The organism is Klenkia taihuensis (assembly GCF_900112525.1).
GTDB classification, from domain to species: Bacteria; Actinomycetota; Actinomycetes; order Mycobacteriales; family Geodermatophilaceae; genus Klenkia; species Klenkia taihuensis.
The window spans coordinates 78,862-100,804 of sequence record NZ_FOMD01000001.1 but is presented as its reverse complement, the minus strand read 5'-3'; the positions used below and the strand labels follow the sequence as shown (position 1 = coordinate 100,804).

Genomic DNA, 21,943 nt, shown 5'->3' with positions numbered 1-21,943 from the left:
CGCGCGGAAGCCGCCGGGCTCAGTCCCCGTACGAGCACACCCGGCTGACCAGGAACTCCACCGCCGCCTCGCTGTCCACGGTCTCGGCGACCGCGACGCCGTGCTCGGCCACCGTGCGGCGGTCCACCAGCGTCTGCCCGCGGGCCGCGCCCAGGGTGGTGCCGACGACGACCTCGCGCCGCACCGTGCCCAGGGTGCCGGGCACGATCGCCTCGGTCAGGGCCAGCGCGTCGTGCACGCAGACGCCGTCGATGCCGTAGCGGTCGCGGGCGGCGTCGACGTACTGCCGCAGGAACCCCGCGGCCGCCGCGCCCACCGTCCCGGCGCCGCGGAAGCGCTCGATGCCGGCCTGGGTGAGCACCGTGGGGAGGGTGACGTCCAGGCCGACCATGGTCACCGGCAGGCCCGACCCGAGCACCGCCGCGGCGGCCTCCGGGTCGGCCCAGGCGTTGAACTCCGCGGCCGCGGTGACGTTGCCGCCGCGGGTGGCCGACCCGCCCATCCAGACCACCCGGCCGATGCGGGCCGCGGCCTCGGGGAACACGTGCAGCAGCAGCGCGAGATTGGTCAGCGGGCCGATCGGGGCGACGGTGACGGTGCCGGGCTCGTGGGCCAGGAGCAGCTCGGCCAGCGCCACGACCGCCGGGCGCGGGTCGACCGGCACGGGGGAGGGCGGCAGCTCGACCCCGCCCAGGCCCGCGGCGCCGTGCACGTGCCCGGCCCGCTCGGGCAGCGGGTGCACCAGCGGCCCGGCGGCACCGGCGGCGACCGGGACGTCGGAGCGGCCGGCCAGGTGCAGCACCCGCAGCGCGTTCTCGGTGACCTGCGCGAGCTCCACGTTGCCGTGCACGGTGGTGACCAGCTGCAGGTCGACCTCCGGGCTGGCGAGGGCGAGCAGGATCGCCAGGGCGTCGTCGATGCCGGGGTCGGTGTCGATCACCAGCGGGGTGCGGTCGGCCACACGGGAGAGCCTGCACCACTAGCATGCAGGCCGTGCACCAGGGCATCGACGACTTCGCCATGCCCGACCCTGCGCAGGTGCGCGCCGCCACCGACCTGCTGCGGATGCTGAGCGACCCCACCCGGTTCTCGGTGCTGTGGGCGCTGGCGCAGGGCGAGAGCAACGTGGCGTGCCTGGCCGAGCTGGCCGGCACCTCGCCCACCGCGGTCAGCCAGCACCTGTCCAAGCTGCGGCTGGCCGGGCTGGTGCAGGGCCGCCGCGAGGGCACCTTCGTCTACTACACGGTGGCCGAGGGCCCGCTGGGCACGCTGCTGGTCCAGGCGCTGCGCGCGGTGGGCGCCGACCCCGCCGTCGACTCAGCCACCGTGCGCCGGCACTGACCCCGCCCGTCACACCCGACACGCCCGCCCCACGCGTCGCGTCCTGAGGTCACCGACCTCCTCCTGCGACCCGACCTGCGGAAACGCCGCCTCCAGTCGACTTGTGGCCCACCGGACGGGCCGGTCACCGACCCGCGACGCGGCCCGCACAACGGTTCGGTCACGCGCCTCGGTGAGCGTGTCCGCGCGGCGTCGTCCCGGCCGTCACAGCAGCCACTCTTCTCCCTGACCGCAGTCCCTTCCCCGGCTGCGGCCCCAGCTTCGCAAGGAGAGGAGAGACCCATGCCCGAGTCGCTGCAGTACCCGGTCATCCGGCCCAGCAGTGCTGCTCGGCTGCGGGTCGCCGGCGAGACCCGGCGCGATGCGGCACCCCCGCTGTCCGCCCTGACCTCGGCCCAGCGGGTCGAGCTCGCCCGGCAGGCCGTCGCCGCGCACCGGCCCGCCGGCCGGTACCCGGCGCCGCAGGCGTTCCCGGTCGCGCGGTTGGTCGCCGCGCCGCCGGCGCGCCCGCGCCGTCGTCCGGTCCCGGTCCTGACGCTGGTGCGCCTGGTCACCTGGATCCGGGCGGCCTACCACCGCCTCGGGTCCTGGGGCGCGGGCCCGGACGGCGCGAACCTCGCCTGGGGCCGGCCCGTGCCGCCGCCGGTCGCGCCGGTCGCGCCGGCCGCCCGGCACCGCGCACCGGACGACGACGACCCGGTGCCCATGCGGGAGCTGCCCAGCACCCCCCGCGTCCCCGTGGCGCCCCCCGAGGCGCTGCGCACCCGTCCCCGCCCGGCGGCCACCCCGCCGCGGCGGGTGGCGCTCCCCGCGCCGGTCCCGTCGGGTCGTCCTGTGCAGCGGACGGCGCGGCGTGCGGTGGTCCGCGGGGTGGCGTGGAGCTCGTCCCGGTCGGCACCGGGCACGCTGCGACCCAGCGGCGGGGCTTCTAGGTTGGACCGGTGTTCACGACCCGTCCCGAGCTCTCCGGGACCTTCGGCATGGTCGCCTCGACGCACTGGCTCGCCAGCTCGGCCGGGATGGCGACGCTCGAGGCCGGCGGCAACGCCTTCGACGCCGCCGTCGCCGCAGGGTTCGTGCTCCACGTCGTCGAGCCGCACCTCAACGGCCCGGGCGGCGAGGTCCCGGTCGTCTTCGCCCGCGGCGGGTCCGGTGGGCTCGCGGGCCGGGCCGCCGTGCTCTCGGGCCAGGGGGTCGCCCCTGCCGCAGCCACGATCGACGCGTTCGAGGCACTCGGTCTCGAGCTGGTCCCCGGTACGGGCCTGCTCGCGGCCACCGTCCCCGGTGCCGTCGGTGCCTGGCTGACCCTCCTCCGCGACCACGGCAGCCTGCCGCTGGACGCCGTCCTCCGCTTCGCGATCGAGTACGCCGAGTCCGGCCACCCGCTCTCCCCACGGGTGGCAGCGACCGTCGCCTCGGTCTCCGAGCACTTCACCACCCACTGGCCGACCTCGGCCGCCACCTGGCTCGCCGCCGACGGAGCTCCTCCGGAAGCCGGTCGCCTGTTCCGCAACCCCGTCCTCGCCTCCACCTACCGCCGGCTGCTCGACGCAGCGCGCGGGCCCTCCCGGGAGGCGGGCATCGATGCGGCGCTCGCGGCCTGGTACTCCGGATTCGTCGCCGATGCGATCGACGTGTTCTCCCGGCGCCCCGTGCGCGACGACTCCGGTCGCGACCACGCGGGCTTCCTCACCGGGCACGACCTGGCCAGCTGGCAGCCGACGTACGAGCCCCCGGTCACGACCGACTGGCGAGGGTGGGACGTCTCGAAGGCCGGGCCGTGGTCCCAGGGACCGGCGCTGCTCCAGGCGCTGGCGATGCTGGACGGGGTCCCCGCGCTGGCACCGGGTGCAGGAGCCGGGCAGCAGACACCATCCGCCGAGGTCGTCCACGCCACCGTCGAGGCGGTCAAGCTGGCCATGGGCGACCGCGAGGCCTGGTACGGGGACGTGCCCGACGTCCCGATCCCGCAGTTGCTCGACCCGCAGTACACCGCCGAGAGGCGGGCGCTCGTCGGTGGCACCGCAAGCCTGACCTTGCGGCCCGGTGCACCGGACGGGCGCCCGCCCCGGCTCCCCCGGCACGTGACGGACCCGTCCGGGAGCTTCGCCACCGGCGCCGGCGTCGGGGAGCCCACCGTGGCCCGCACCGGCGAGCACATCACCGAGGCCGACGGCACCACCCGCGGCGACACCTGCCACGTCGACGTCGTCGACCGCTGGGGCAACATCGTCTCGGCCACCCCGTCGGGGGGCTGGCTGCAGAGCTCGCCGACCATCCCCGAGCTGGGCTTCTGCCTCGGCACCCGGGCGCAGATGTTCTGGCTCGACCGCGGCCTGCCCAACTCGCTGGCCCCGCGCAAGCGGCCGCGCACCACGCTCACCCCGACCCTGGCGCAGGACCGGTCGACCGGCCGCTGGCTGGCCTTCGGAACCCCGGGCGGGGACCAGCAGGAGCAGTGGCAGCTGTGCTTCTGGCTGGCGCACACCGTCCGCGGCCTGGACCTGCAGGCCGCCATCGACGCCCCGGCCTGGCACACCACGTCGTTCCCGTCGTCGTTCTACCCGCGCGAGACGGTGGCCGGCGAGGTCGTCGTGGAGTCCCGGCTGGGCGAGGAGGTCATCGCCGACCTGCGCGGGCGCGGGCACACCGTGGTGGTCGCCGACCCCTGGTCGCTGGGCCGGCTGTCGGCGGTGTCCGCCGACCCCTCGACCGGCCTGCTGACCGCGGCCGCCAACCCCCGCGGCATGCAGGGCTACGCCGTCGGCCGCTAGGCACCGGGCGGGGTCAGCGGGGGAGGAGGGCCCAGACGCTCTTGGAGCCGCCGACGGTGTGCCAGCCGTGCGCGGTGGACATCTCGGCGATCAGGTAGAGGCCCAGCCCGCCCTGGCTGGGGTCGCGGCCGATCGCGGGGGTGGGCGGCGAGACGGCCGCGGAGTCGCAGACCTCGACCAGCCAGGACCGCTCGTGCGGGGCCACCCGGGCCACGACGCCGGCGCCGCCGTGCCGCAGCGCGTTGGAGGCCATCTCGTCGAAGGCGAGCACCACCCGGTCGACCAGCTCCGCGGCCCGCGGGCTGTCCGGGTCGCCGACGGACTCGACCAGGTGCCGGCGCAGCTGGGCCCGCACCCGGGGCAGCTGGGAGACGTGCTCCAGCGGCCAGACCTGGCCCGGCGGGGCGTCCGGCGGTGCCGCCGACGGCCACACCGGGCTCGCCGTGTCGCGGTCCACGCGGGTGCTCCTCGTCGTCTGTGCTCAGGTCGCGGGGGCGCGCGAACCCGGGACAGTCGACCACGGACGGTCCGGTCCGGCACGCCGGGGGGTCACCCGGGCCTCACCCTGCGGCCAGGTGCGCGACCCGTCCGACCGTCGTCCAGTTGCGGCCGGTGCCGGTGGTGCCGAGCAACCGCGGCCACGCCCAGCCCGCGACCGGCGTCCCCATCACCCCGTCGGGCAGCCACAGGTGCAGGTCACGGCCGCGCAGCGCCCACGCCCCCTCGCCGTCCCCGGCGGCCGGGACGGCGGCCACCGCGCCGGGGTCGGGCACGACCGGCAGGAAGGTGACCAGGTAGCGGGAGGGGTCCAGGTCGACTCCGGCGGGCAGCGCGACCGGCCCGCCGGCGACGACGCCGGCGACCTGCCCGGCCGAGCGGACGACGACGGGGACGTCGTGGCCGAACTCCGCGGCGATGCAGGCCCGCACGTCGGCGGCCAGCTCCTCCTCGCCGAGCTCGGTGCCCAGCACGACGTTGCCGCTCTGCAGGTGGGTGGCCACGTCGCGGTGCCCGCGCGCGGTCAGCGCCTCGCGCAGCGGACCCATCGCGATCCGCTTCGCCCTCCCCACGTTGACCCCGCGCAGCAGGACGACGGACCGGGCCACGGCACGCACCGTAGGGCGCGGGGCCCCCGGACACGAGTCTGTGACCTGGCTGTGACCCGGACCCGGCAGTCTCCCGCCATCCGACGGGACGACGGGTCCCGGGGAGGGGGAGCAGCGATGGCGACGACGAAGGCCACCAAGGTGCGGCGCGACCCGGCCGACCCGGACGGCATGCCGCCCTGGGGCGTCGCCGTCCCGCTCGGGCTGCAGCACGTGCTGGCCATGTTCACCTCGAACCTGACCCCGGCGATCCTGCTGGCCGGCGTCGTCGGCGCCACCACCGGCGAGGCGGTCCTGCTGGTGCAGGCCGCGCTGCTGTGCGCGGGCCTGGCGACGCTGCTGCAGACCATCGGCATCGGCCCGGTGGGCAGCCGGCTGCCGCTGATGATGGGCTCGGGCTTCGCGTTCATCGCCGTCGCGGTCCCGCTGGCCGCCGAGCGGGGGCTGCCCGCCGTGCTGGGCGGGGTGCTGGTGACCGCGCTGGTGCAGGTGGCCATCGGCCTGGGCATCCACCGGATCGCGTTCCTGTTCCCGCCCGTGGTGACCGGCACGATCATCCTGGTCATCGGCCTGGGTCTGCTGCCCAGCGGCATCAACCTCGCCGCCGGCGGCGTGGGCAGCCCGGACTTCGGGTCCTGGACCAACCTCGGCGTCGCCGCCCTGGTGCTCGTGCTGACCGTGGTGCTCAACCAGTTCGCCCGCGGGCTGGCGAAGTCGGCGTCGGTGCTCATCGCGGTGGTCGTGGGCTATCTGGTGGCCATCCCGCTGGGCCTGCTCGACCTCTCCGCGGTCGGCGAGCGGCCGGTGGTGGCCTTCCCGACGCCGTTCGCGTTCGGGGTCTCCTTCGAGCTGGTCGCGATCCTGTCGATGGCGGTCGTCGGCGTGGTCAACATGGTCGACTCGGTGGGCACGGTGCACGCGGTGACCGAGGGCGGCGCCGGCCGGCCGGCCACCCGCAGGGAGCTGCGCGGCGGGATCCTCGCCGAGGGCGGGTCCGCGGTGCTCGGCGGCGTCTTCGGCGCGCTGCCGACCACGATGTTCAGCCAGAACATCGGCCTGGTCGCCCTCACCAAGCAGATGAGCCGGCACGTGGTCACCATCGGCGCCTGCGTGCTGGTGCTGCTGTCGGTGCTGCCCCAGCTGGCCGCGGTGCTGGCCGCCATCCCGCCGGCGGTGCTCGGCGGCGGTGTGCTGGTGCTGTTCGGCATGGTCTGCGCGATCGGCATCGAGCTGCTCAGCAAGGACGGCCTGACCAGCCGGTCGCTGCTGATCCTGGCGCTGTCGATCGGCCTGGGCCGCGGCATCGCGTCAGCCCCCGACGCGATCGCCGGGGTGGTCGGCGAGTGGGGCGCGCTGTTCAGCTCCGGCATCGTCGTCTCGGCGCTCGTGGCCATCGTGCTCAACCTGGTGCTGCCCGGCCGCACGGTGCCCGCCCCCGAGCCGCCGTCCCCGGCCGAGCCGTTCGTCGAGGCCGCGGTCGAGGCCCGCGACGAGGAGCACCCCCGCTGAGGGCCGGCACCCGAGGGCTCCACAGGGTGGGGCCCTAGGGTGCCGGTGATGGCGAAGCCGGGGCTGCTCGAGGTGCGCGACCTCTCCGTCGGCTACGGCGGCGAGGCGGTCTGCGCACCGGTCACCGTCGGCGTCGCCCCGGGCACTGCGCTGGGCCTCATCGGCCCCAACGGTGCCGGGAAGTCGACCGTGCTGCAGACCGTCGTCGGCCTGCTGCCGCCGATCGCGGGCACGGTGGAGTTCGACGGCCGGCCGGTCGACGAGCGGGAGGCCGCCTTCCGCCGGGACGTCGCCACCGTGCTCGACGACGACGCCTTCTTCCCCTCCCTCACCGGCACCGAGCACCTGCTGCTCACCGCCCGCGGGCACGGCGTGGCCGACGCCGAGCAGGTGGTGGCCGAGGAGGTCGAGGAGTTCGGCCTGGCCGACCGCGCGCACGCGCTGCCCTCCGCGCTGTCCTCGGGCCAGCGACGGCGGCTGGCGCTGGCCGCCGCGTTCGTCCGGCCCGCCCGCCTGCTGGTGCTCGACGAGCCCGAGCGGCGGCTGGACGCCCAGATGCGCCGCCGGCTGGCCGCGCGGATCGCCGCCGAGGTCGCCGACGGGCTGACGGTGGTGTTCGCCAGCCACGACCCGGAGTTCCTGTCCACCGTCGCCCGCCGGGTGCTGGTGGTCGACGACGACGCCTGCTCGGTCGTCTCCCCGGGGGACGCCGTCGCCGCCCTGCACGCCGGGTGAGCGGTACGGCCGAGCTCACCGGGGTCGGCGTCCGCCGGTTCACCCGGCGGGCCACCGCCCGCCGCGCCGACACCAGCTGGCTGACCCTCGGCGGCGACGTGCTCTCCGCGCTGACCACCGCCGGCGTGGTCGTCGCGGTCCTCGGCGGGGCGTTCTCCGCGCTGCGTGGGCGGATCGCCGCCCGCCCGCCGGCCCCGGCCACCGACCTGCCCGGTGAGCTCACCGCCGCGGTCGCCGCGCTGGTGGTGGCCGCCGGGGTGGTCGCGCTGCTGTCCCGGCTCGGCCCGCTCAGCGCGACCCCGGCCGCCGCCGCGTGGTGGTTGCCGCTGCCCGCCGACCGCCGCGGCCTGCTGCGCGGTGACCTGCAGCGGGTGGGGGCGGTGGCGGTGGTGTCGGCGGTCGTCGTGGCGCTGCCGGTGGTGCTGGCCGCGCCCGCCGCCCCGACCGTCGCCGAGGCCGCGGTCACCGTGCTGGCCGCCGCCCTGCTCGCGCTGACCGCCGTGGGGGTGCTGGTGCTGCTGCAGGCACGCGCGCTCACCGGCTGGGTGGCTCCGGTCGCCGGGTCGCTGGCCACCGCCGCCGTCGTCGTCCCCGCGGTCCTGGGCACCGTCGGTCCGGCCGGGCCGGCCCCCACCTGGGCGCCCACCGCCCCCGACCTGCCGCTGCCGGTGCTCGGCGGCGTCCCGCTGCTGGTGGCCGCCGTGGCGCTGCTGGCCGCGGACCGGGTCGGCGGCCGGGTGCCGGCCGGGGCGCTGCGCGAGCGGGGGACGGCGGTGCTGGTCGCCTCTGTCTCGGCGCTGTCGCTGGACACCCGCGAGCTCGGCCGGGCGCTGGGCACCCCCGTGCACCCGCCGCGCCGGGCCCGGCGCTGGGCGCGGGTGCGCACCCCCTGGCAGGCGGTGGTGGCCGGCGACCTCGCGGTGACCACCCGCTCGCCCTGGCGCTGGGGCCAGCTGGCCATCGGCACGGCGCTGCCGGTGCTCGCGGCCCGCACCGACGGCCTGGGCGGCGTCCCGGCGCTGGTCGCGGTCGCCGTCGTCGCCGGCTGGTCGCTGGCCGCGGTCGCGCTCGGGGAACCGGCCCGCCAGGCGCACGGCGCGCCCGCGGCCGACCGGCTGCTGCCGCTGGGCGCCCGCGACGTCGTCCGGGCCCGGGCGGTGGTGCCGCTGGCCGGGCTGATGGTGGTCTGCGCGGTGTCCGCGGGGCTGGTCGGGCTCGGCTGGGAGTGGGCGGCGCTGGGCGCGGCCACCGCACCGGCCTGGGCGGGGGCCGCGGTGCGCGGCGGCTACCGGCCCGAGCTGGACTGGTCGGGCCCGGTGCTGTCCTCGCCGATGGGCGCGGTGCCCACCGGCGTGGCGGTGACCCTGGTCCGCGGTCTGGACCTGGGGGTCCTCGGCACCGTCCCGCTGGTCGCCGGGCTGCTGCTGGGCGCGGTGCCCCCGCTGCTGCTCGGCGTCGCGCTGGGCTGGTCGCTGCTGCTGGGCCTGGTGGCGGTGGAGACCGCGCGGAGGACGGGGCCCTAGCCCCCGACGAACAGCGGCGCCCAGGTGCCGGCCAGCACGCTGGTGGTCACCGCGACCGCGGCGACGGCCACCGCCCCGGCGACGAACAGGTGGTCGCGGGCGCGCAGCACCGAGCCGCGGGCGTTGGTCCGCCGGATCCCGGAGTCGAAGCCGCGGGCGTCCATCGCGGTGGCCAGCCGGCCCGCCCGCCGCACCGCCCCGACCAGCAGGGTGAACGCGATGCCGGCCACCAGCCGGGCCCGGGCCACCGGGTTGCGGCCGGCCTCCACCCCGCGGGTGCGCCGGGCCAGCTGCACGGTCTCGAACTCGGCCACCAGCAGCGGCACCAGGCGCAGCGCGGCCAGCGACCCCACCGCCACCCGCGGCGGGAAGCGCCAGTGCACGGTCAGCGCGTCGGCCAGCCGCACCGGGTCGGTCGAGGCCACCAGCAGCACCCCGGGCAGCGCCAGCCCGACCACCCGCAGCGCGATGCCCAGGGCACCCAGCAGCCCGGCGTCGCCGAGGACGACGTTGACCACGGCCAGCGTCCCCGCGCCCAGCAGCAGCGGCCAGGTGCGCAGCAGCAGGGTGCGCGGGTCGGTCAGCCCGGCCGCGGGCAGCAGGCACAGCTCGGCGGCGACCACGACGGCGGGCGTGACGGCGTCCAGGGTCGCCAGCAGCGCCAGGCTGACCGCGACCGCGGCCAGGACCTGCGCGCACGGGTTGATCCGCGACAGCGGCACGTCGGGGGCCGGGCCCAGCGACAGCGACGCGGTCACAGCCCCACCTCGGCGTCGGCGAGCACGTCGACCAGGTCCCGGTCGTGGGTCACCGCGGCCACCGCGCAGCCGGCGGCGCGCTGCTCGGCCAGCAGGGTGACCAGCTCGCGCCAGGTGGCGGCGTCCTGGCCGAAGGTGGGCTCGTCGAGCACCAGCACGGCCGGCGCGGTGGCGAGCGCCGTGGCCACCGAGAGCCGGCGCTGCTGGCCGCCGGAGAGGGTGAACGGGTTGGCGTCGGCGAAGGGGGCCAGGCCGAGGCGCTCCAGCAGCTCCTCGGCGCGGGCCCGGGCGGTCGCCGACCCGCTGCCGCTGCGCAGCGGGCCGAGCTCCAGCTCGTCGCGCAGCCGGCCGGTGAGGAACTGGTGCTCGGGCTGCTGGAACACCGTGCCGATCCGGGTCACCAGGTCGCCGGCCCGCCAGCGGTGGGGACGGCGTTCCCCGCGCACGGCGAGCTCGGGCGCGGCCCGCACCGCGCCGGTGGTGGGCGCGCGCAGACCGGCCAGCAGCAGCGCCAGCGTCGACTTCCCGGTGCCGTTGGGCCCGGTCACCGCCGTCACCGTGCTGGCGTGCAGCTGCAGCGAGGTGGGGCGCAGGGCCGGTGTCGTCGTCCCGCGGTAGGTGAACCCGGCCTGCTCCGCGCCCAGCCTGGCCGGCCCGGCGGTCGCGGCGGGCAGCACCAGGCCGGCGGCGCGGGGGACCGGCGCCCAGCCGGGCGGGTGCTCGACCAGCCCACCCTCGCGCACCTCGACCACCCGGTCCACCAGCGGCAGCCACGGGGCGGCGTCGTGGTCGACGACCAGCAGCGTGGTTCCACGTGCAACCACGACCCGCGCGACGGCCTCGCGGACGACGGCGGCGCCGGCCGGGTCGAGCTGGGCGGTGGGCTCGTCGAGCAGCAGCAGACCGGGACGGCGGGCCAGCGCGCCGGCCAGCACCAGCCGCTGCTTCTCCCCGCCGGACAGCGCCTGGGTGGGGCGGTCGCGCCCGTACCGCCAGCCCACCGCGGCCAGCGCGTCGTCCACCCGCGGCCAGATGACCTCGGGCGGCAGACCCGCGTTCTCCAGGCCGAAGGCGACGTCGTCCCCGGCCCGGGTCATCACCAGCTGGGCGTCGGGGTCCTGCATGAGCAGGCCGAGCCGGTCCCGGGCGGCGGCCGGGGGCTCACCGTCCACGGCCAGCTCGCCGGTGACCTCGGCGGCCTCGGGGTCCAGCAGCCCGGCCAGCGCGGCGAACAGGGTGGACTTGCCCGCCCCCGAGGCGCCGGTGACCAGCACCCGCTCGCCGGGGGCGACGTCCAGGTCGATCCCGGTCAGCGCCCAGGCCAGCCGGCCGGCGTGCCGTACCGCCAGCCCGCGGGCCCGGACGGCGGCCGGCCGGGCGGCTCCCCGGCCGGCGACCGCGACCGGCTGCTCAGACGCGGCTGCGCCCCGAGGCGAAGGAGCTCAGCGCACCGGTGCGGGCCAGCGCCCGGACCAGCAGCAGGCCGAGCACCCCGGCGACCACCACGCTGCTCAGCACGGTCAGCACGGTGTAGGGCACCTTGACGCCCCAGAAGGACACGGCGGGGTAGTAGAGCGTGAGGTCCAGCAGGGAGGTGGACAGCCCCGCGGTGACGGCGGCCAGCACCGCGGTGCCCCAGCCGAAGCGGCGGTAGCGGGCCAGGGCGAAGCCCAGCTCGCCGCCCAGGCCCTGCACCAGGCCGTAGACCACGATGATGCCGCCGTAGGGCGAGGCCAGCAGGCTCACCGCGGCGGCCAGGGTCGAGGCGAACGTGGCCGCGCCGGGCTTGCGCACCAGCAGCCCGGCCACCAGGCCCGGCATCAGGTAGACGCCGTTCATCACCCCGGACACCGGCGGGACCAGCGCGATCGCCGAGTTCACCAGGTTCCACAGGATGAACACCACGCCGAAGGCGACGCCGAGGACGGCGGTGGTGACGATGTCCACGGTGCGCCACTTCGCGGTGGTGACGGGACGGTCCTGCACGGACATGTGCTGCTCCAGACTCCCTACGCCGGCATGACCCGGTTCAGGTTCGAGGGTCTGCGGTTGCCCGCACTCTCAGCGCCGAGGCGCTCCCCTGTCGGTGTGTTCGGTTGTGCGCGGAAGACTAGCCGGTGGTCAGCGCCCCCGGCGACGTCACCCGCGCGGCCAGCCAGCCCGGCAGCTCCGCGGCCGGCATCGGCCGGGCGTGCAGGTAGCCCTGGGACAGGTCGCAGCCCAGCCGCTCCAGCTCGCGCAGGGTGGGCTCGTCCTCCACGCCCTCGGCCACGACCCGCAGGCCCAGCCGGTGCGCCAGGTCGATCGTCGAGCCCACGATGGCCGCCGTCCGGGCGTCGGTGCGCAGGTCGGCGGTGAACGAGCGGTCCAGCTTCAGCTCGCCGACCGGCAGCCGCCGCAGGTAGCCCAGCGATGACCAGCCGGTCCCGTAGTCGTCGATGCTCAGCTCGGTGCCGAGGCCGGCCAGCGCCGTCAGCACCCCGCGGACCTGCGGGGAGTCGCCGGCGAACACGTTCTCGGTGACCTCCAGGACGAGGTCGGCGGGGTCCACCCGGTGGTGCAGCAGCCGGGCCAGCAGCCGCTCGGGCAGGCCCTCGTCGAGCAGGTTGCTGGCCGAGAGGTTCACCGACATCCGCAGCCGCACGCCGTCGGCGCGCCAGGCGGCCAGCTGCGCGACGGCCAGCTCGACCACCCGCTCGGTCAGCGGGCCGATGAGCCCGTGGGCCTCCGCCAGCGGCACGAAGGACGCCGGCCCGGTCAGCCCGCGCTCGGGGTGCGCCCAGCGCACCAGCGCCTCCGTGCCGACCGGCTCGCCGGTGACGACGTCGACCTGCGGCTGCACGTGCAGCACGAGCTCGTCGCGGACCAGCGCCAGCCGCAGCTCCTCGACCAGCCGGAGCTGCCCGGAGGTGTCGTCGTGCCGGGCGGGGTCGTGCAGCACGGGCCCGGCGCGCAGCCGCTTGCTCTCCCGCAGCGCGGTCGCCGCGCGCACGAACAGCTGCTCGCCGTCCTCGGCGGACCCGGCGGCCAGGCCCATGCTGGCGGTCACGTGCAGCCGCAGCCCGCCGACGGTGAACGGCTCGGCCAGCGCCGCGGTCAGCCGGGCACCGAGCTCGCCGGGGTCGGTGGGCGGCAGGCCCGGCGGTGCCGACGCGACGACGGCGAAGTCGTCCCCGCCGAGCCGGCCGAGCACGCAGGTCGCCCGGAGCACCCCCTGCAGCCGGTCGGCCACCTCGACGAGGAGCTGGTCCCCGCCGCGGCTGCCCAGGCCGTCGTTGATGGTGCCGAAGTCGTCGACGTCCAGGACGGCGAGGCACACCTGGTCGCCGCGGCCGGCGACCTCGGCGATCCGGCGCAGCAGCGCCCGGCGGTTGGCGGTGCCGGTGAGCTCGTCGGTGCTGGCCTGCTGGCGCGCCTCGGCGAGCTGGGTGAGGCCGCGCAGCCCGCGCAGCAAGCGGGCGCCGCAGACCACGGTGGTGAACCCGGCCAGGACCACCACCACGCCGCTGACCCGGGTGGCTGCCGCGGCCAGCACCGCGACCGCGCCCAGGAGCAGCGCCAGCGCCTCGCCGGCGGTCAGCGCGCCGTCCCGCCGGTCGGGGGGTGCCGGGCGGGGCCGCATCGCCGCGGCGGTGGCGAGCAGCGCGGCGGCCGTCGCCAGGGGGAGCGGGGCCCAGCCTGCCTCCGAGATGCCCAGCGCCCGGGCCCACACGGGGACGACGACGACCGAGGTGGCCGCCGTGGTCAGCCAGCTGCGGGGGTCGCGGACCCCCGCCGACAGCGGCGTGAGGACGGCGGCCAGCAGCAGGACCGCGCTGACCGCCGCGGGCAGCTCCAGCAGCAGCCGGGCCGTCGGCGGGCGGTCGGCGAGGGGCCCGCCGTGCGCCGTCCACGTCTCCAGCCCGGCGAGCACCAGGGCCCCGGCCGCCGCGCCGGTCCACGCCTCGTACCGGCGCTGCAGCAGCCGGTGACCGCGGTTCCACCGGACCAGACCGCTGTACAGGGCCGGGAACGCCGCCGTCGTCAGCACCGCCGGCACGACCGACCAGGCCCCGCTCAGGTCGAGGGAGAGCTGGGCCAGGCGGTAGAGCGCGTTGCCGCCGAGCAGGGCGGCGCCGAGCGCCACCCGGGTCCACGTGGCGCGCTCGGCGGGCGTGCTGCGGGCCCGCCGCAGGCACAGCCAGGTCGCCCCGGCGAACGCGGTCGTGACGCCGACCCGCGCGGGGACGGGGTGGCCCGCGGCCACCAGACCGGCCACGACCACCGCGGCACCGAGGACGGCGGCGAGCAGCCGGGCCGGGCTCGGTGGCGGGGTCACCCCTTCCCCTTCGGCCGCCGGGGGGCATTGCTGGACCCGACGCCTCCGGTGCCCCCCGGACGGGGGTGGACCGGCCGGGTCGGCGGCCCGGCGGGTCACCTGGTAGGACGGTCGGCGGACCTACCGGCCGGTAGCGCACCCGGCCGCCCGGTCGGCGGCGGCGCCCGGCCTCCGAACCAGGAGGAGACAGCAATGGCGCAGGCTCAGCGGACGGCGATCGTGACGGGTGCGGCCCGGGGGATCGGGGCGGCCATCGCCACCCGGCTCGCGGCCGACGGGATGTCCGTCGCCGTCCTCGACCTCGACGAGGGCGCGTGCGGCGCCACCGTCGAGGCGATCAGGGCCGCCGGCGGCGACGCCGTCGCGGTGGGTGCCGACGTCTCCGACGAGGCCTCGGTGGCCGCGGCCGTCGACCGGGTCGCCGAGCAGCTCGGCGGGCCGACCGTGCTGGTCAACAACGCCGGCATCACCCGCGACAACCTGCTGTTCAAGATGAGCACCGCCGACTGGGACGCCGTCATGGGCGTGCACCTGCGCGGGGCGTTCCTGATGAGCCGGGCGGCGCAGAAGCACATGGTCGAGGCCGAGTTCGGCCGGATCGTGAACCTGTCCAGCGTCTCGGCGCTGGGCAACCGCGGCCAGGTCAACTACTCCGCGGCCAAGGCCGGCATGCAGGGCTTCACCAAGACCCTGGCCATCGAGCTGGGCCGCTACAACGTGACGGCCAACGCCATCGCGCCTGGGTTCATCGAGACCGAGATGACCGCGGCGACCGCCGAGCGGGTCGGCATGCCGTTCGAGGACTTCAAGGCGGCCGCCGCCAAGCAGATCCCGGTCGCCCGGGTCGGCCAGCCCGAGGACATCGCGCACACCGTGTCCTTCCTGGCCAGCGAGGGCGCCGGGTTCGTCTCCGGGCAGGTCATCTACGTGGCCGGCGGCCCGCGCGACTGACCTGCCGGGCGGCCCGCTGACCTGGGGATGGTTGGCGGGCCGCCGCAGCGGGGATGACGTCCCGGTCCCACGAGGGCTGGAGACCACGGCCGGAGTGACGCCGCGAGACGCTGGAGTCCCCGCATGCCGTTCGACTGCACCGCCGAGTCCGCCCACTTCGCCTGCTCCCTGGGGCTGGTGCTGCGCCAGTACGCCCGCGAGCTCGACTGGGCCGACGGCGGCGTGGTCGAGCTCGGCACCGGGGACGCCCGCGCGGTGTCCGAGGTCGTCGCCGGGCTACCGGGTCTGGCCGTCCGCTCCTGGGACGTCGACGCCGCCTCGGTCGACGAGGCCCGCGCCGTGGTCGCCGAGCACGGCGTCGCCGGGCAGTACACCGTCGAGCACGGGGACTTCTTCGCCGGGAGCGCCGGGTCGCCCGCCCGCACGGTGATCACCAACCCGCCCTACCTGCCCGCCCCGGACGGCGACCTGCAGCTGCCGGGCCTGTGGGGTGGCCCGGACGGCAACGCGCTGCTGCTGCGGGTGCTGGAGGGGCCGTGGGAGCACGTGGTCGCCGCGGTGGCCAGCTACGCCGACCCGGTGGGCACCCTGGCCGCGGCGGCCGACGCCGGGTTCCGGGTGGCCAGCTTCCTGGCCATGCCGCTGGAGCTCGGCCACTACAGCCGTGAGCCCAAGGTGCTGGCCCGCATCCGCGAGCTGGTCGACGCCGGCCGCGGCTGGGCCGACGAGGACTCCTACATGGTCGCCGTCGCGCTGCTCACCCGGTCGCCCCGGATCGCCGGCGACCGGTCGGCCGAGCTGGCCGGCGCGCTGCAGCTACCCGTCCCCGCCCTCGCCGCCGCCTGACCCGGCGGCCGGCCGGCGGACCATCGCCCAGGCCGGCAGCTCGTGGTCCACGGCGGTGCGGGTGGCGTGGGTGACCGCGAACCCCTGCCGCTGCCCCCAGGTGACGGCCAGCCGGGTGTAGGCGGTCAGCGCGGCCGGCACGCCCTCGGCGTCGCACCGCTCGAGCACCGGCCGGCAGACCCGCGCGGCCAGGCCCGCGTGCCGGCGGTCGGCCAGCGTGCCGAGCATGACCAGCCGCCAGTGCGGCTCCTCGGGCAGGCCCTGCTCGGCCAGCCGCTCGCTGGCCAGCACCACCGGCTGCCGGCTGCCCAGCATCCGGGGCAGGTCGCGGTCGAGGACGGCCCGCAGGTCGTCGGCCACCGGCGGCGGGGACGGCGGCGCCCACACCGCGACGGCCGAGCCGTCGTCGGTGGTCCACACCGAGTCGGTGTCCAGGCCGCGCAGCACGGCGAGCTCGCACCAGCGGTGCAGCCGCTGCGCCCGGCCGTCCTCGGGCAGCGCCCAGCCCGACCAGCGGTAGTCCGCCCACGCGCGGGCCAGGGTGGCCGAGATGCGGGGGACGTCGGGACGGCGGGCCGGGCGGACACCCCGGGCGGACTCGGTCACCGGCCCACTCCACCACGACCGGCACTCCGGTACCGGCGGGGTCCGCATCCCCAGGTGGGGGTGGGTGCCCTGTGCGCCGCCCCCACCTGCGCCGATGGGGCTGTGTGACGTCCCGACCCCTCCGCGCCGGACTGCCCCTGTGGGTGCACCTGGCCGCCCTCGTCCTGGTCCCGCTGCTGGGCGTGGCCGCCTTCGCCACGTTCCTGGTGGCCCGCGCCGGCGCGGATGCGGGCGCCGCCGCGGAGGCCGACCGCGCCGTCCGGTCCGCGGCCGCCCTGGCCACCGCCGCCGGGGCGGTCGACCGCGAGGTGCTGCCCATGCTCACCGCTGCCGCCCTGCGGGACCCGGCGACCGCGCAGAGCCTCGGGGTGCCCGCCGCCTTCGCCGACGCCGCGCTCGACTCCGCCCGCACCGGTCTCGCCGCCGCGCGGGCGGCCACCGACGCCGCCCTCGCGGCGGCGGGCGCGGGTGCGGGGCCGGCGGCCCGCGACGCCGAGCAGGGCGTGGCCGCCCTCCGCGCCGGCATCGACGCCCCGGGCCAGGACCTGGACTCCCTCGCCGACGCCTACTACGGCATGGGCGACGTCGCCGACGCGCTCGCCCGCGCCTCGCAGGCCGCCGTGTCGACCGCCGTGGACACCGACCTGTCCGCCGCCACCGTGGCCGCGGTCGCCGACGTGGACCTGGTGGCCCGCTACGTGCAGGCCAGCAGCCGGCAGCTGCCGCAGTTCCTGGGCCGGACCTTCGCCGGCAGCACGGGCCTGTCCACCGGGGACTCCTGGCCGCAGGCCCAGGCCGACTACACCGCCGCGGCGCTGGGGCTGTCCGGCCTGCGCGCCCCCGCCCTGGTGCAGGCCTGGGCGCAGCTGCAGGCGACCGGGGCCGCCCGGTCGCTGGCCGCCGTGGTCGACACGGCGCCGGCGGACCCCGCCCCGCTGCCGTTGCTGAGCATCACCGGGCTGATCACCGCGGCCGACGAGCGGTCCACCGGCGCCGACGGGCTGCTGGCCGTCGCGGTGGCCGACGCGGTCGACGCGGCGGGCGCCGACCGGGCCGCGGCCGACTCCGAGCGCACGGCGACCGTCGTGGCCGGCGGACTGGTGGCCCTCCTCGCCGTCGGTGCCGCCTGGCGCCTCGGCCGGACGGTCACCCGGTCCCTGGCCGCGGTCGCCGGCCAGGCCGCGCAGGTCAGCCGCGGGTCGCTGGTCGCGGTGCCGGTGACCGGCCCGCGGGAGGTCCGCACCGTGTCCGGCGCGCTGGACGACGCGGTGGCCAGCCTGCGCCGCATCCAGGACCAGGCCGCCGCCGTCGCCCGGGGCGACCTGGACAGCCCCACCCTGTCGCAGTCCCTGCCGGGCCCGCTCGGCGAGGTCGTGCACGACTCGGTGCAGCAGCTGGTCCGCTCGGTGCAGCTGCGCGACCGGCTGCAGTCCGAGCTGGCCCACCAGGCCGCGCACGACCCGCTCACCGGTCTGCCGAACCGGGCCCAGGCGCTGCAGCTGGTCGACGCCGCGCTCGCCCGCGGCCAGCGCGCCGGGACGATGGTCGGCGTCCTGTTCGTCGACCTCGACGGGTTCAAGGCGGTCAACGACCGCGCCGGGCACGCCGCCGGCGACGCGGTCCTGCGGCAGGTCGCGGCCCGGCTGGCGGCCGGGGTGCGGGCCGGGGACACCGTCTGCCGGCTGGGCGGTGACGAGTTCGTCGCGCTGGTGGAGCCGGTGGACGACGTCCGGGCGCTGGTGGCGCTGGCCGAACGGCTGGTGGCCGCCGTCGCGGAGGACGTGCTGGTCCCGCACGCCAACGGCAGCGAGGTCGCCGTGCACGTGGGCGCCAGCATCGGGGTGGCCTTCTCCCAGGACGGGCAGCTGGTCGGGGAGACCCTCATCGCGCAGGCCGACGCCGCCGCCTACCTGGCCAAGGCGCGCGGCAAGGGCCGGGCGGAGCTGTTCGACGACGAGCTGCGCACCCGGATGGCCGCCCGCCGTGACCTGGACGCGCAGCTGCGCGAGGCGCTGGCCGGCGGCCGGCTGCGGCTGGTCTACCAGCCGGTGGTCGAGGTGGTCAGCGGCGAGGTGGCCGGGTGGGAGGCGCTGGTCCGGTGGGACCACGACGGCCGGTCGGTGCCGCCCGCGGAGTTCATCCCGGTGGCCGAGGACTCCGACCTCATCTGCGACCTGGACGCCTGGGTGCTGCGCGAGGCCTGCACCCAGCTGAGCGCGTGGCGGGCCAGCCGCGGCGACGTCGACGGGGGCCCGACGATGTCGGTGAACCTCTCCGGCCGGCACCTGGCCGACCCCCGGGTCGTCGACCACGTGCGGCACGCCCTGGAGGTCGCGGAGCTGCCCGCCGGGCTGCTGGTGCTGGAGGTGACCGAGACCGTCCTGGTCGACTCCCCGGTCGCGATGGAGCACCTGGCCCGGCTGCGGGGGCTCGGCGTCGGCATCGCCATCGACGACTTCGGCACCGGCTACACCAGCATCGGGCAGCTGGGCGCGATGCCGGTCGACACGCTGAAGATCGACCGCTCCTTCGTCGCGTCGGAGGACCCCGCGCAGCGGTCCCTGGTCACCCTGATGATCCAGACCGCGCACATCCTCGGCCTCGGCGTGGTCGCCGAGGGAGTGGAGCGGGTGTCCCAGCTCGACGACCTGCGCGACGACCGGTGCGACCGGGCGCAGGGCTACCTGATGGACCGCCCGCTGGAGCCGGCCGACGCGTTCACCCGGTACGGGGCGGTGCTCTCGCCGTCGGCGGGGGTCAGCTGACGGCGGTCCCCGGCTGCGGCCGGATCACCAGGATCGAGCTGGTCGCGGTGGCCAGCAGCCGGTCGTCGGCGTCGGTCAGCCGGGCCTCGGCCAGCGCCGTCCGCCCGCCGAGGTGGGTGACCGTGCCGGTGCAGCGGACCGGACCGGTGCGGGTGGTCATCGCGCGCAGGAACTTCACCGTGAGGTCCAGGCTGGTGTAGCCGACCCCGGCCGGGAGCATCGAGTGCACCGCGCAGCCGGTCGCGGAGTCCAGGACCGTGGCGTACACCCCGCCGTGCACCGAGCCGATCGGGTTGTAGTGGTACTCGGCCGGCTCGATCGTGAACACGACCTTGCCCGGCTCGACCGACTCCAGGCCCATGCCCAGGGTGGCGGCGATCGGGGCGGCCGGCAGCCGGCCCTCGGCGATGCCGCGCAGCACGTCGATGCCGGCGCTGGTCATCACCTCGGCCGCGGACTCCATCGGGTCGCCCCAGGTGTAGGTGCGCTCACGGGTCATGGGCGGGACCGTAGTCGGCATGGTGCGGCTGACCGTGGGGGAGCTCGTCGTCCGGCCCTGGCTGCCGACCGACCTCGACGCGGTCTGGGCCGCGCTGCAGGACCCGGCCATCCGGCAGTGGAACGGCAGCGGGGCGCGGTCCCGGGCCGGGGCGGCGGAGTGGCTGGCCCGTCGCAGCGAGGGCGAGGACCACGTGTCCCGCGCGGTGGTCGACACCGGCGGGCTGCTGCTGGGGTCGGTGTCGCTGCACTCGATCCACGACGGCGGGGCCGAGATCGGCTACTGGGTGGTGCCGGCCGCGCGGGGGCGCCGGGTCGCGCCGCGGGTGGTCGACGCGGTCGTGCGCTGGGCGTTCGCCGAGCTGCGGCTGGAGCGGGTGGAGCTGGCGCACGCGGTGGGGAACACGGCGTCCGGGCGGGTCGCCGAGCGCGCCGGGTTCGTGCTGGAGGGCCGGCTGCGGCAGTCCTACCGGTACGGCGACGGCCTCCGGCACGACGAGCTGCTGTGGTCGCGGCTGCCTCTTGACAAGGAGCCAACTGACATCTGAGATGTCAGATGTGGAACGGGTACTGCTGCGGGACCAGGCGCTGGTCCGGCTGCGCGAGGCCATCGTCAGCGGCGAGCTGCCGCCCGGCGGCGTGGTCAAGGACGCGGAGCTGGCCGGCCGGCTCGGGCTGTCGGTGGCGCCGGTGCGGACGGCGCTGGCGCGGCTGGCCGACGAGGGCCTGGTCGAGTCCAAGCCGCAGAGCCACACCCGGGTCACCGCCGTCGTCCCCTCGGTGGTGCACGACGCCGCCGTCGTCGTCCGCGCCATGCACGAGCTCGCGGTCACCACCGCCGTCCCGCTGGTGGCGGACGAGGACCTCACGGCGATGCGCGACGCCAACGCCCGGTTCGCCGCCGCCGTGGCCGCCGGGGACGTCGACACCGCGCTGACCTGCGACGACGAGCTGCACGACGTGCTGGTCGACCGGGCCGGCAACGGCGCCGTGCGGGCCACCGTCGACCGGTTCACCCCGCTGGTCCGGCGGCTGGAGCGGCTGCGCTTCGGCGCCGCCCACGGCGCGGACTCCGTCGACCTGCACGACCGGCTGATCACCGCCTGCGCTTCCCGGGACGTCGAGGCCGCCGTCGCCACCACCACCGCCATCTGGACGGCGCTGCTGTCCGAGCTGACCGAGGAGAACCCGTGACCACCCTGGCCGACTTCCCCCGCACGAACCTGCTGTTCGGGCCCTCGCCGGTGCACCGGCTCGACCGGCTCACCGAGCACCTCGGCGGCGCCGCGGTGTGGGCCAAGCGCGAGGACTGCAACTCCGGCATCGCCTACGGCGGCAACAAGACCCGCAAGCTCGAGTACCTGGTCGCCGACGCCCTCGCCCAGGGCTGCGACACGCTGGTCTCGATCGGTGGCGTGCAGAGCAACCACACCCGCCAGGTCGCCGCGGTCGCCGCGCACCTGGGCCTGGCGTGCGTGCTGGTGCAGGAGAGCTGGGTCGACTGGCCCGACCCGGTCTACGACAAGGTGGGCAACATCCTCGTCTCGCGGCTGGCCGGGGCCGACGTCCGGCTGGTCAGGGCCGGGTTCGGCATCGGGTTCAAGGAGTCCTGGGAGTCCGCGCTCGCCGAGATCACCGCGCGCGGCGGCAAGCCCTACGCCATCCCGGCCGGCGCCTCCGACCACCCGCTCGGCGGCCACGGCTTCGCCGGCTGGGCCTACGAGGTGGCGCAGCAGGAGGAGGAGCTGGGCGTCTTCTTCGACACCGTCGTCGTCTGCTCGGTGACCGGGTCGACCCAGGCCGGCATGGTCGCCGGGTTCGCCAAGCTCGAGGAGGACGGCGGGCGCCCGCGCCGGGTGCTCGGCGTCGACGCCTCCGCCAAGCCCGCGGAGACCCGCGACCAGGTGCTGCGCATCGCCCAGCGCACCGCCGCCGCCATCGGTCTGCAGCGCCCGCTGACGCTGGAGGACGTGGAGCTCGACGAGCGCTTCCACGCGGGCACCTACGGCATCCCGGACGACACCACCCTGCGCGCCATGGAGACCGCGGCGCGCACCGAGGGCATGGTGACCGACCCGGTCTACGAGGGGAAGTCGATGGCCGCGACCATCGAGCTGGTGCGCAGCGGCGAGATCGCCCGCGACGCCACGGTGCTCTACGCCCACCTCGGCGGTCAGCCCGCCCTGAACGGCTACAGCGCGCTGTTCTCCTGA

The 21,943-nt window shown here is 77.0% G+C and carries 20 protein-coding genes, 2 pseudogenes and 1 riboswitch; of the genes and pseudogenes, 13 read left to right on the top strand and 9 right to left on the bottom strand.

Annotated elements, in window-relative coordinates; translation table 11 throughout:
• Nucleotides 1-19: 19 nt before the first annotated feature.
• On the bottom strand, nucleotides 20-961 hold the full coding sequence (locus BM158_RS00475) for a nucleoside hydrolase (RefSeq protein WP_091553331.1): 942 nt from the start codon (nucleotides 959-961) through the stop codon (nucleotides 20-22).
• A gap of 32 nt (nucleotides 962-993) precedes the next feature.
• Between BM158_RS00475 and BM158_RS00470 the strand changes: the two genes are divergently transcribed.
• Together BM158_RS00470 and BM158_RS00465 are read left to right on the top strand one after the other, a co-directional pair.
• The gene (locus BM158_RS00470; RefSeq protein WP_207506050.1) at nucleotides 994-1,341 is read left to right on the top strand and encodes an ArsR/SmtB family transcription factor; all 348 of its coding nucleotides are present in this window, start codon (nucleotides 994-996) and stop codon (nucleotides 1,339-1,341) included.
• 941 nt (nucleotides 1,342-2,282) lie between these two features.
• A complete protein-coding gene (locus tag BM158_RS00465) occupies nucleotides 2,283-4,115 on the top strand; it encodes a gamma-glutamyltransferase family protein (RefSeq protein WP_091553323.1) in 1,833 nt (610 codons plus the stop codon).
• Between the two features lie 13 nt (nucleotides 4,116-4,128).
• Here BM158_RS00465 and BM158_RS00460 read toward each other — a convergent pair whose 3' ends face one another.
• Nucleotides 4,129-4,572 carry an ATP-binding protein gene (locus tag BM158_RS00460; RefSeq protein ID WP_091553320.1) on the bottom strand — a complete coding sequence of 148 codons (444 nt, stop codon included), beginning with the start codon at nucleotides 4,570-4,572 and terminating at the stop codon, nucleotides 4,129-4,131.
• A 103-nt stretch (nucleotides 4,573-4,675) separates the two neighbouring features.
• Nucleotides 4,676-5,221 carry a DUF1697 domain-containing protein gene (locus BM158_RS21610; protein ID WP_165628792.1) on the bottom strand — a complete coding sequence of 182 codons (546 nt, stop codon included), beginning with the start codon at nucleotides 5,219-5,221 and terminating at the stop codon, nucleotides 4,676-4,678.
• Nucleotides 5,222-5,338: 117 nt separating this feature from the next.
• Here BM158_RS21610 and BM158_RS00450 point away from each other — a divergent pair, with 117 nt between their 5' ends.
• Genes BM158_RS00450 through BM158_RS00440 form a run of 3 tightly spaced genes read left to right on the top strand, consistent with a single transcriptional unit; the run spans nucleotide 5,339 to nucleotide 8,988 of the window.
• Nucleotides 5,339-6,730 (top strand): uracil-xanthine permease family protein, encoded by a 1,392-nt coding sequence (locus BM158_RS00450; RefSeq protein WP_091553313.1) that lies wholly within the window; start codon nucleotides 5,339-5,341, stop codon nucleotides 6,728-6,730.
• Nucleotides 6,731-6,778: 48 nt separating this feature from the next.
• Nucleotides 6,779-7,465, top strand: a complete 687-nt coding sequence (locus BM158_RS00445; RefSeq protein WP_091556059.1) for an ABC transporter ATP-binding protein — start codon at nucleotides 6,779-6,781, stop codon at nucleotides 7,463-7,465.
• The gene (locus BM158_RS00440) at nucleotides 7,462-8,988 is read left to right on the top strand and encodes a DUF6297 family protein (RefSeq protein WP_091553309.1); all 1,527 of its coding nucleotides are present in this window, start codon (nucleotides 7,462-7,464) and stop codon (nucleotides 8,986-8,988) included. The genes BM158_RS00445 and BM158_RS00440 overlap by 4 nt, the downstream gene beginning before the upstream one ends.
• Here the strand turns inward: BM158_RS00440 and BM158_RS00435 are convergent.
• The 4 genes from BM158_RS00435 to BM158_RS00420 all read right to left on the bottom strand — a co-directional run bounded on the left by BM158_RS00435 (nucleotide 8,985) and on the right by BM158_RS00420 (nucleotide 14,064).
• A complete protein-coding gene (locus BM158_RS00435) occupies nucleotides 8,985-9,746 on the bottom strand; it encodes an energy-coupling factor transporter transmembrane component T family protein (RefSeq protein ID WP_207506048.1) in 762 nt (253 codons plus the stop codon). The two genes, BM158_RS00440 and BM158_RS00435, sit on opposite strands and share 4 nt — an antisense overlap.
• Nucleotides 9,743-11,050 carry an ABC transporter ATP-binding protein gene (locus BM158_RS22595; RefSeq protein ID WP_278247556.1) on the bottom strand — a complete coding sequence of 436 codons (1,308 nt, stop codon included), beginning with the start codon at nucleotides 11,048-11,050 and terminating at the stop codon, nucleotides 9,743-9,745. The genes BM158_RS00435 and BM158_RS22595 overlap by 4 nt, the downstream gene beginning before the upstream one ends.
• 106 nt (nucleotides 11,051-11,156) lie before the next feature.
• On the bottom strand, nucleotides 11,157-11,738 hold the full coding sequence (locus tag BM158_RS00425; protein ID WP_091556056.1) for an ECF transporter S component: 582 nt from the start codon (nucleotides 11,736-11,738) through the stop codon (nucleotides 11,157-11,159).
• Nucleotides 11,736-11,838, bottom strand: a riboswitch (TPP riboswitch). It overlaps the preceding gene by 3 nt.
• Nucleotides 11,839-11,856: 18 nt before the next feature.
• The gene (locus BM158_RS00420; protein WP_091553302.1) at nucleotides 11,857-14,064 is read right to left on the bottom strand and encodes a putative bifunctional diguanylate cyclase/phosphodiesterase; all 2,208 of its coding nucleotides are present in this window, start codon (nucleotides 14,062-14,064) and stop codon (nucleotides 11,857-11,859) included.
• A 192-nt stretch (nucleotides 14,065-14,256) separates the two neighbouring features.
• On the opposite strand from BM158_RS00420, the gene fabG reads away from it, so the two are divergent.
• Nucleotides 14,257-15,015, top strand: coding sequence for a 3-oxoacyl-ACP reductase FabG (fabG, locus tag BM158_RS00415; protein WP_091553298.1), 759 nt, complete (start codon nucleotides 14,257-14,259; stop codon nucleotides 15,013-15,015).
• A gap of 123 nt (nucleotides 15,016-15,138) precedes the next feature.
• Nucleotides 15,139-15,861 (top strand): class I SAM-dependent methyltransferase, encoded by a 723-nt coding sequence (locus BM158_RS00410; protein ID WP_091553295.1) that lies wholly within the window; start codon nucleotides 15,139-15,141, stop codon nucleotides 15,859-15,861.
• On the opposite strand, the gene BM158_RS00405 is transcribed toward BM158_RS00410, so the two are convergent.
• Nucleotides 15,832-16,467 carry a hypothetical protein gene (locus tag BM158_RS00405; RefSeq protein ID WP_091553292.1) on the bottom strand — a complete coding sequence of 212 codons (636 nt, stop codon included), beginning with the start codon at nucleotides 16,465-16,467 and terminating at the stop codon, nucleotides 15,832-15,834. The genes BM158_RS00410 and BM158_RS00405 overlap by 30 nt on opposite strands.
• Nucleotides 16,468-16,784: 317 nt before the next feature.
• Here BM158_RS00405 and BM158_RS22925 point away from each other — a divergent pair.
• The 3 genes and pseudogenes from BM158_RS22925 to BM158_RS22915 all read left to right on the top strand — a co-directional run.
• Nucleotides 16,785-17,738: pseudogene (locus BM158_RS22925) on the top strand (hypothetical protein); the annotation flags it as partial.
• Nucleotides 17,712-18,353 (top strand): annotated as a pseudogene (locus tag BM158_RS22920) (diguanylate cyclase); the annotation flags it as partial. The pseudogenes BM158_RS22925 and BM158_RS22920, both read left to right, overlap by 27 nt.
• 84 nt (nucleotides 18,354-18,437) lie before the next feature.
• Nucleotides 18,438-19,232, top strand: coding sequence for an EAL domain-containing protein (locus BM158_RS22915; protein WP_479723822.1), 795 nt, complete (start codon nucleotides 18,438-18,440; stop codon nucleotides 19,230-19,232).
• Here the strand turns inward: BM158_RS22915 and BM158_RS00395 are convergent.
• Nucleotides 19,225-19,731 (bottom strand): PaaI family thioesterase, encoded by a 507-nt coding sequence (locus BM158_RS00395; RefSeq protein WP_091553285.1) that lies wholly within the window; start codon nucleotides 19,729-19,731, stop codon nucleotides 19,225-19,227. The genes BM158_RS22915 and BM158_RS00395 overlap by 8 nt on opposite strands.
• 19 nt (nucleotides 19,732-19,750) lie before the next feature.
• Here BM158_RS00395 and BM158_RS00390 point away from each other — a divergent pair, with 19 nt between their 5' ends.
• From BM158_RS00390 to BM158_RS00380, 3 genes are read left to right on the top strand one after another with little or no spacing between them, the layout of a single operon-like run.
• Nucleotides 19,751-20,278 (top strand): GNAT family N-acetyltransferase, encoded by a 528-nt coding sequence (locus tag BM158_RS00390; RefSeq protein WP_091553282.1) that lies wholly within the window; start codon nucleotides 19,751-19,753, stop codon nucleotides 20,276-20,278.
• 10 nt (nucleotides 20,279-20,288) lie between these two features.
• Nucleotides 20,289-20,924: a GntR family transcriptional regulator gene (locus tag BM158_RS00385; protein WP_423221519.1), complete on the top strand. Its 636-nt coding sequence runs from the start codon at nucleotides 20,289-20,291 to the stop codon at nucleotides 20,922-20,924.
• The gene (locus BM158_RS00380) at nucleotides 20,921-21,943 is read left to right on the top strand and encodes a 1-aminocyclopropane-1-carboxylate deaminase (RefSeq protein ID WP_191328593.1); all 1,023 of its coding nucleotides are present in this window, start codon (nucleotides 20,921-20,923) and stop codon (nucleotides 21,941-21,943) included. Before BM158_RS00385 ends, BM158_RS00380 begins: the two co-directional genes overlap by 4 nt.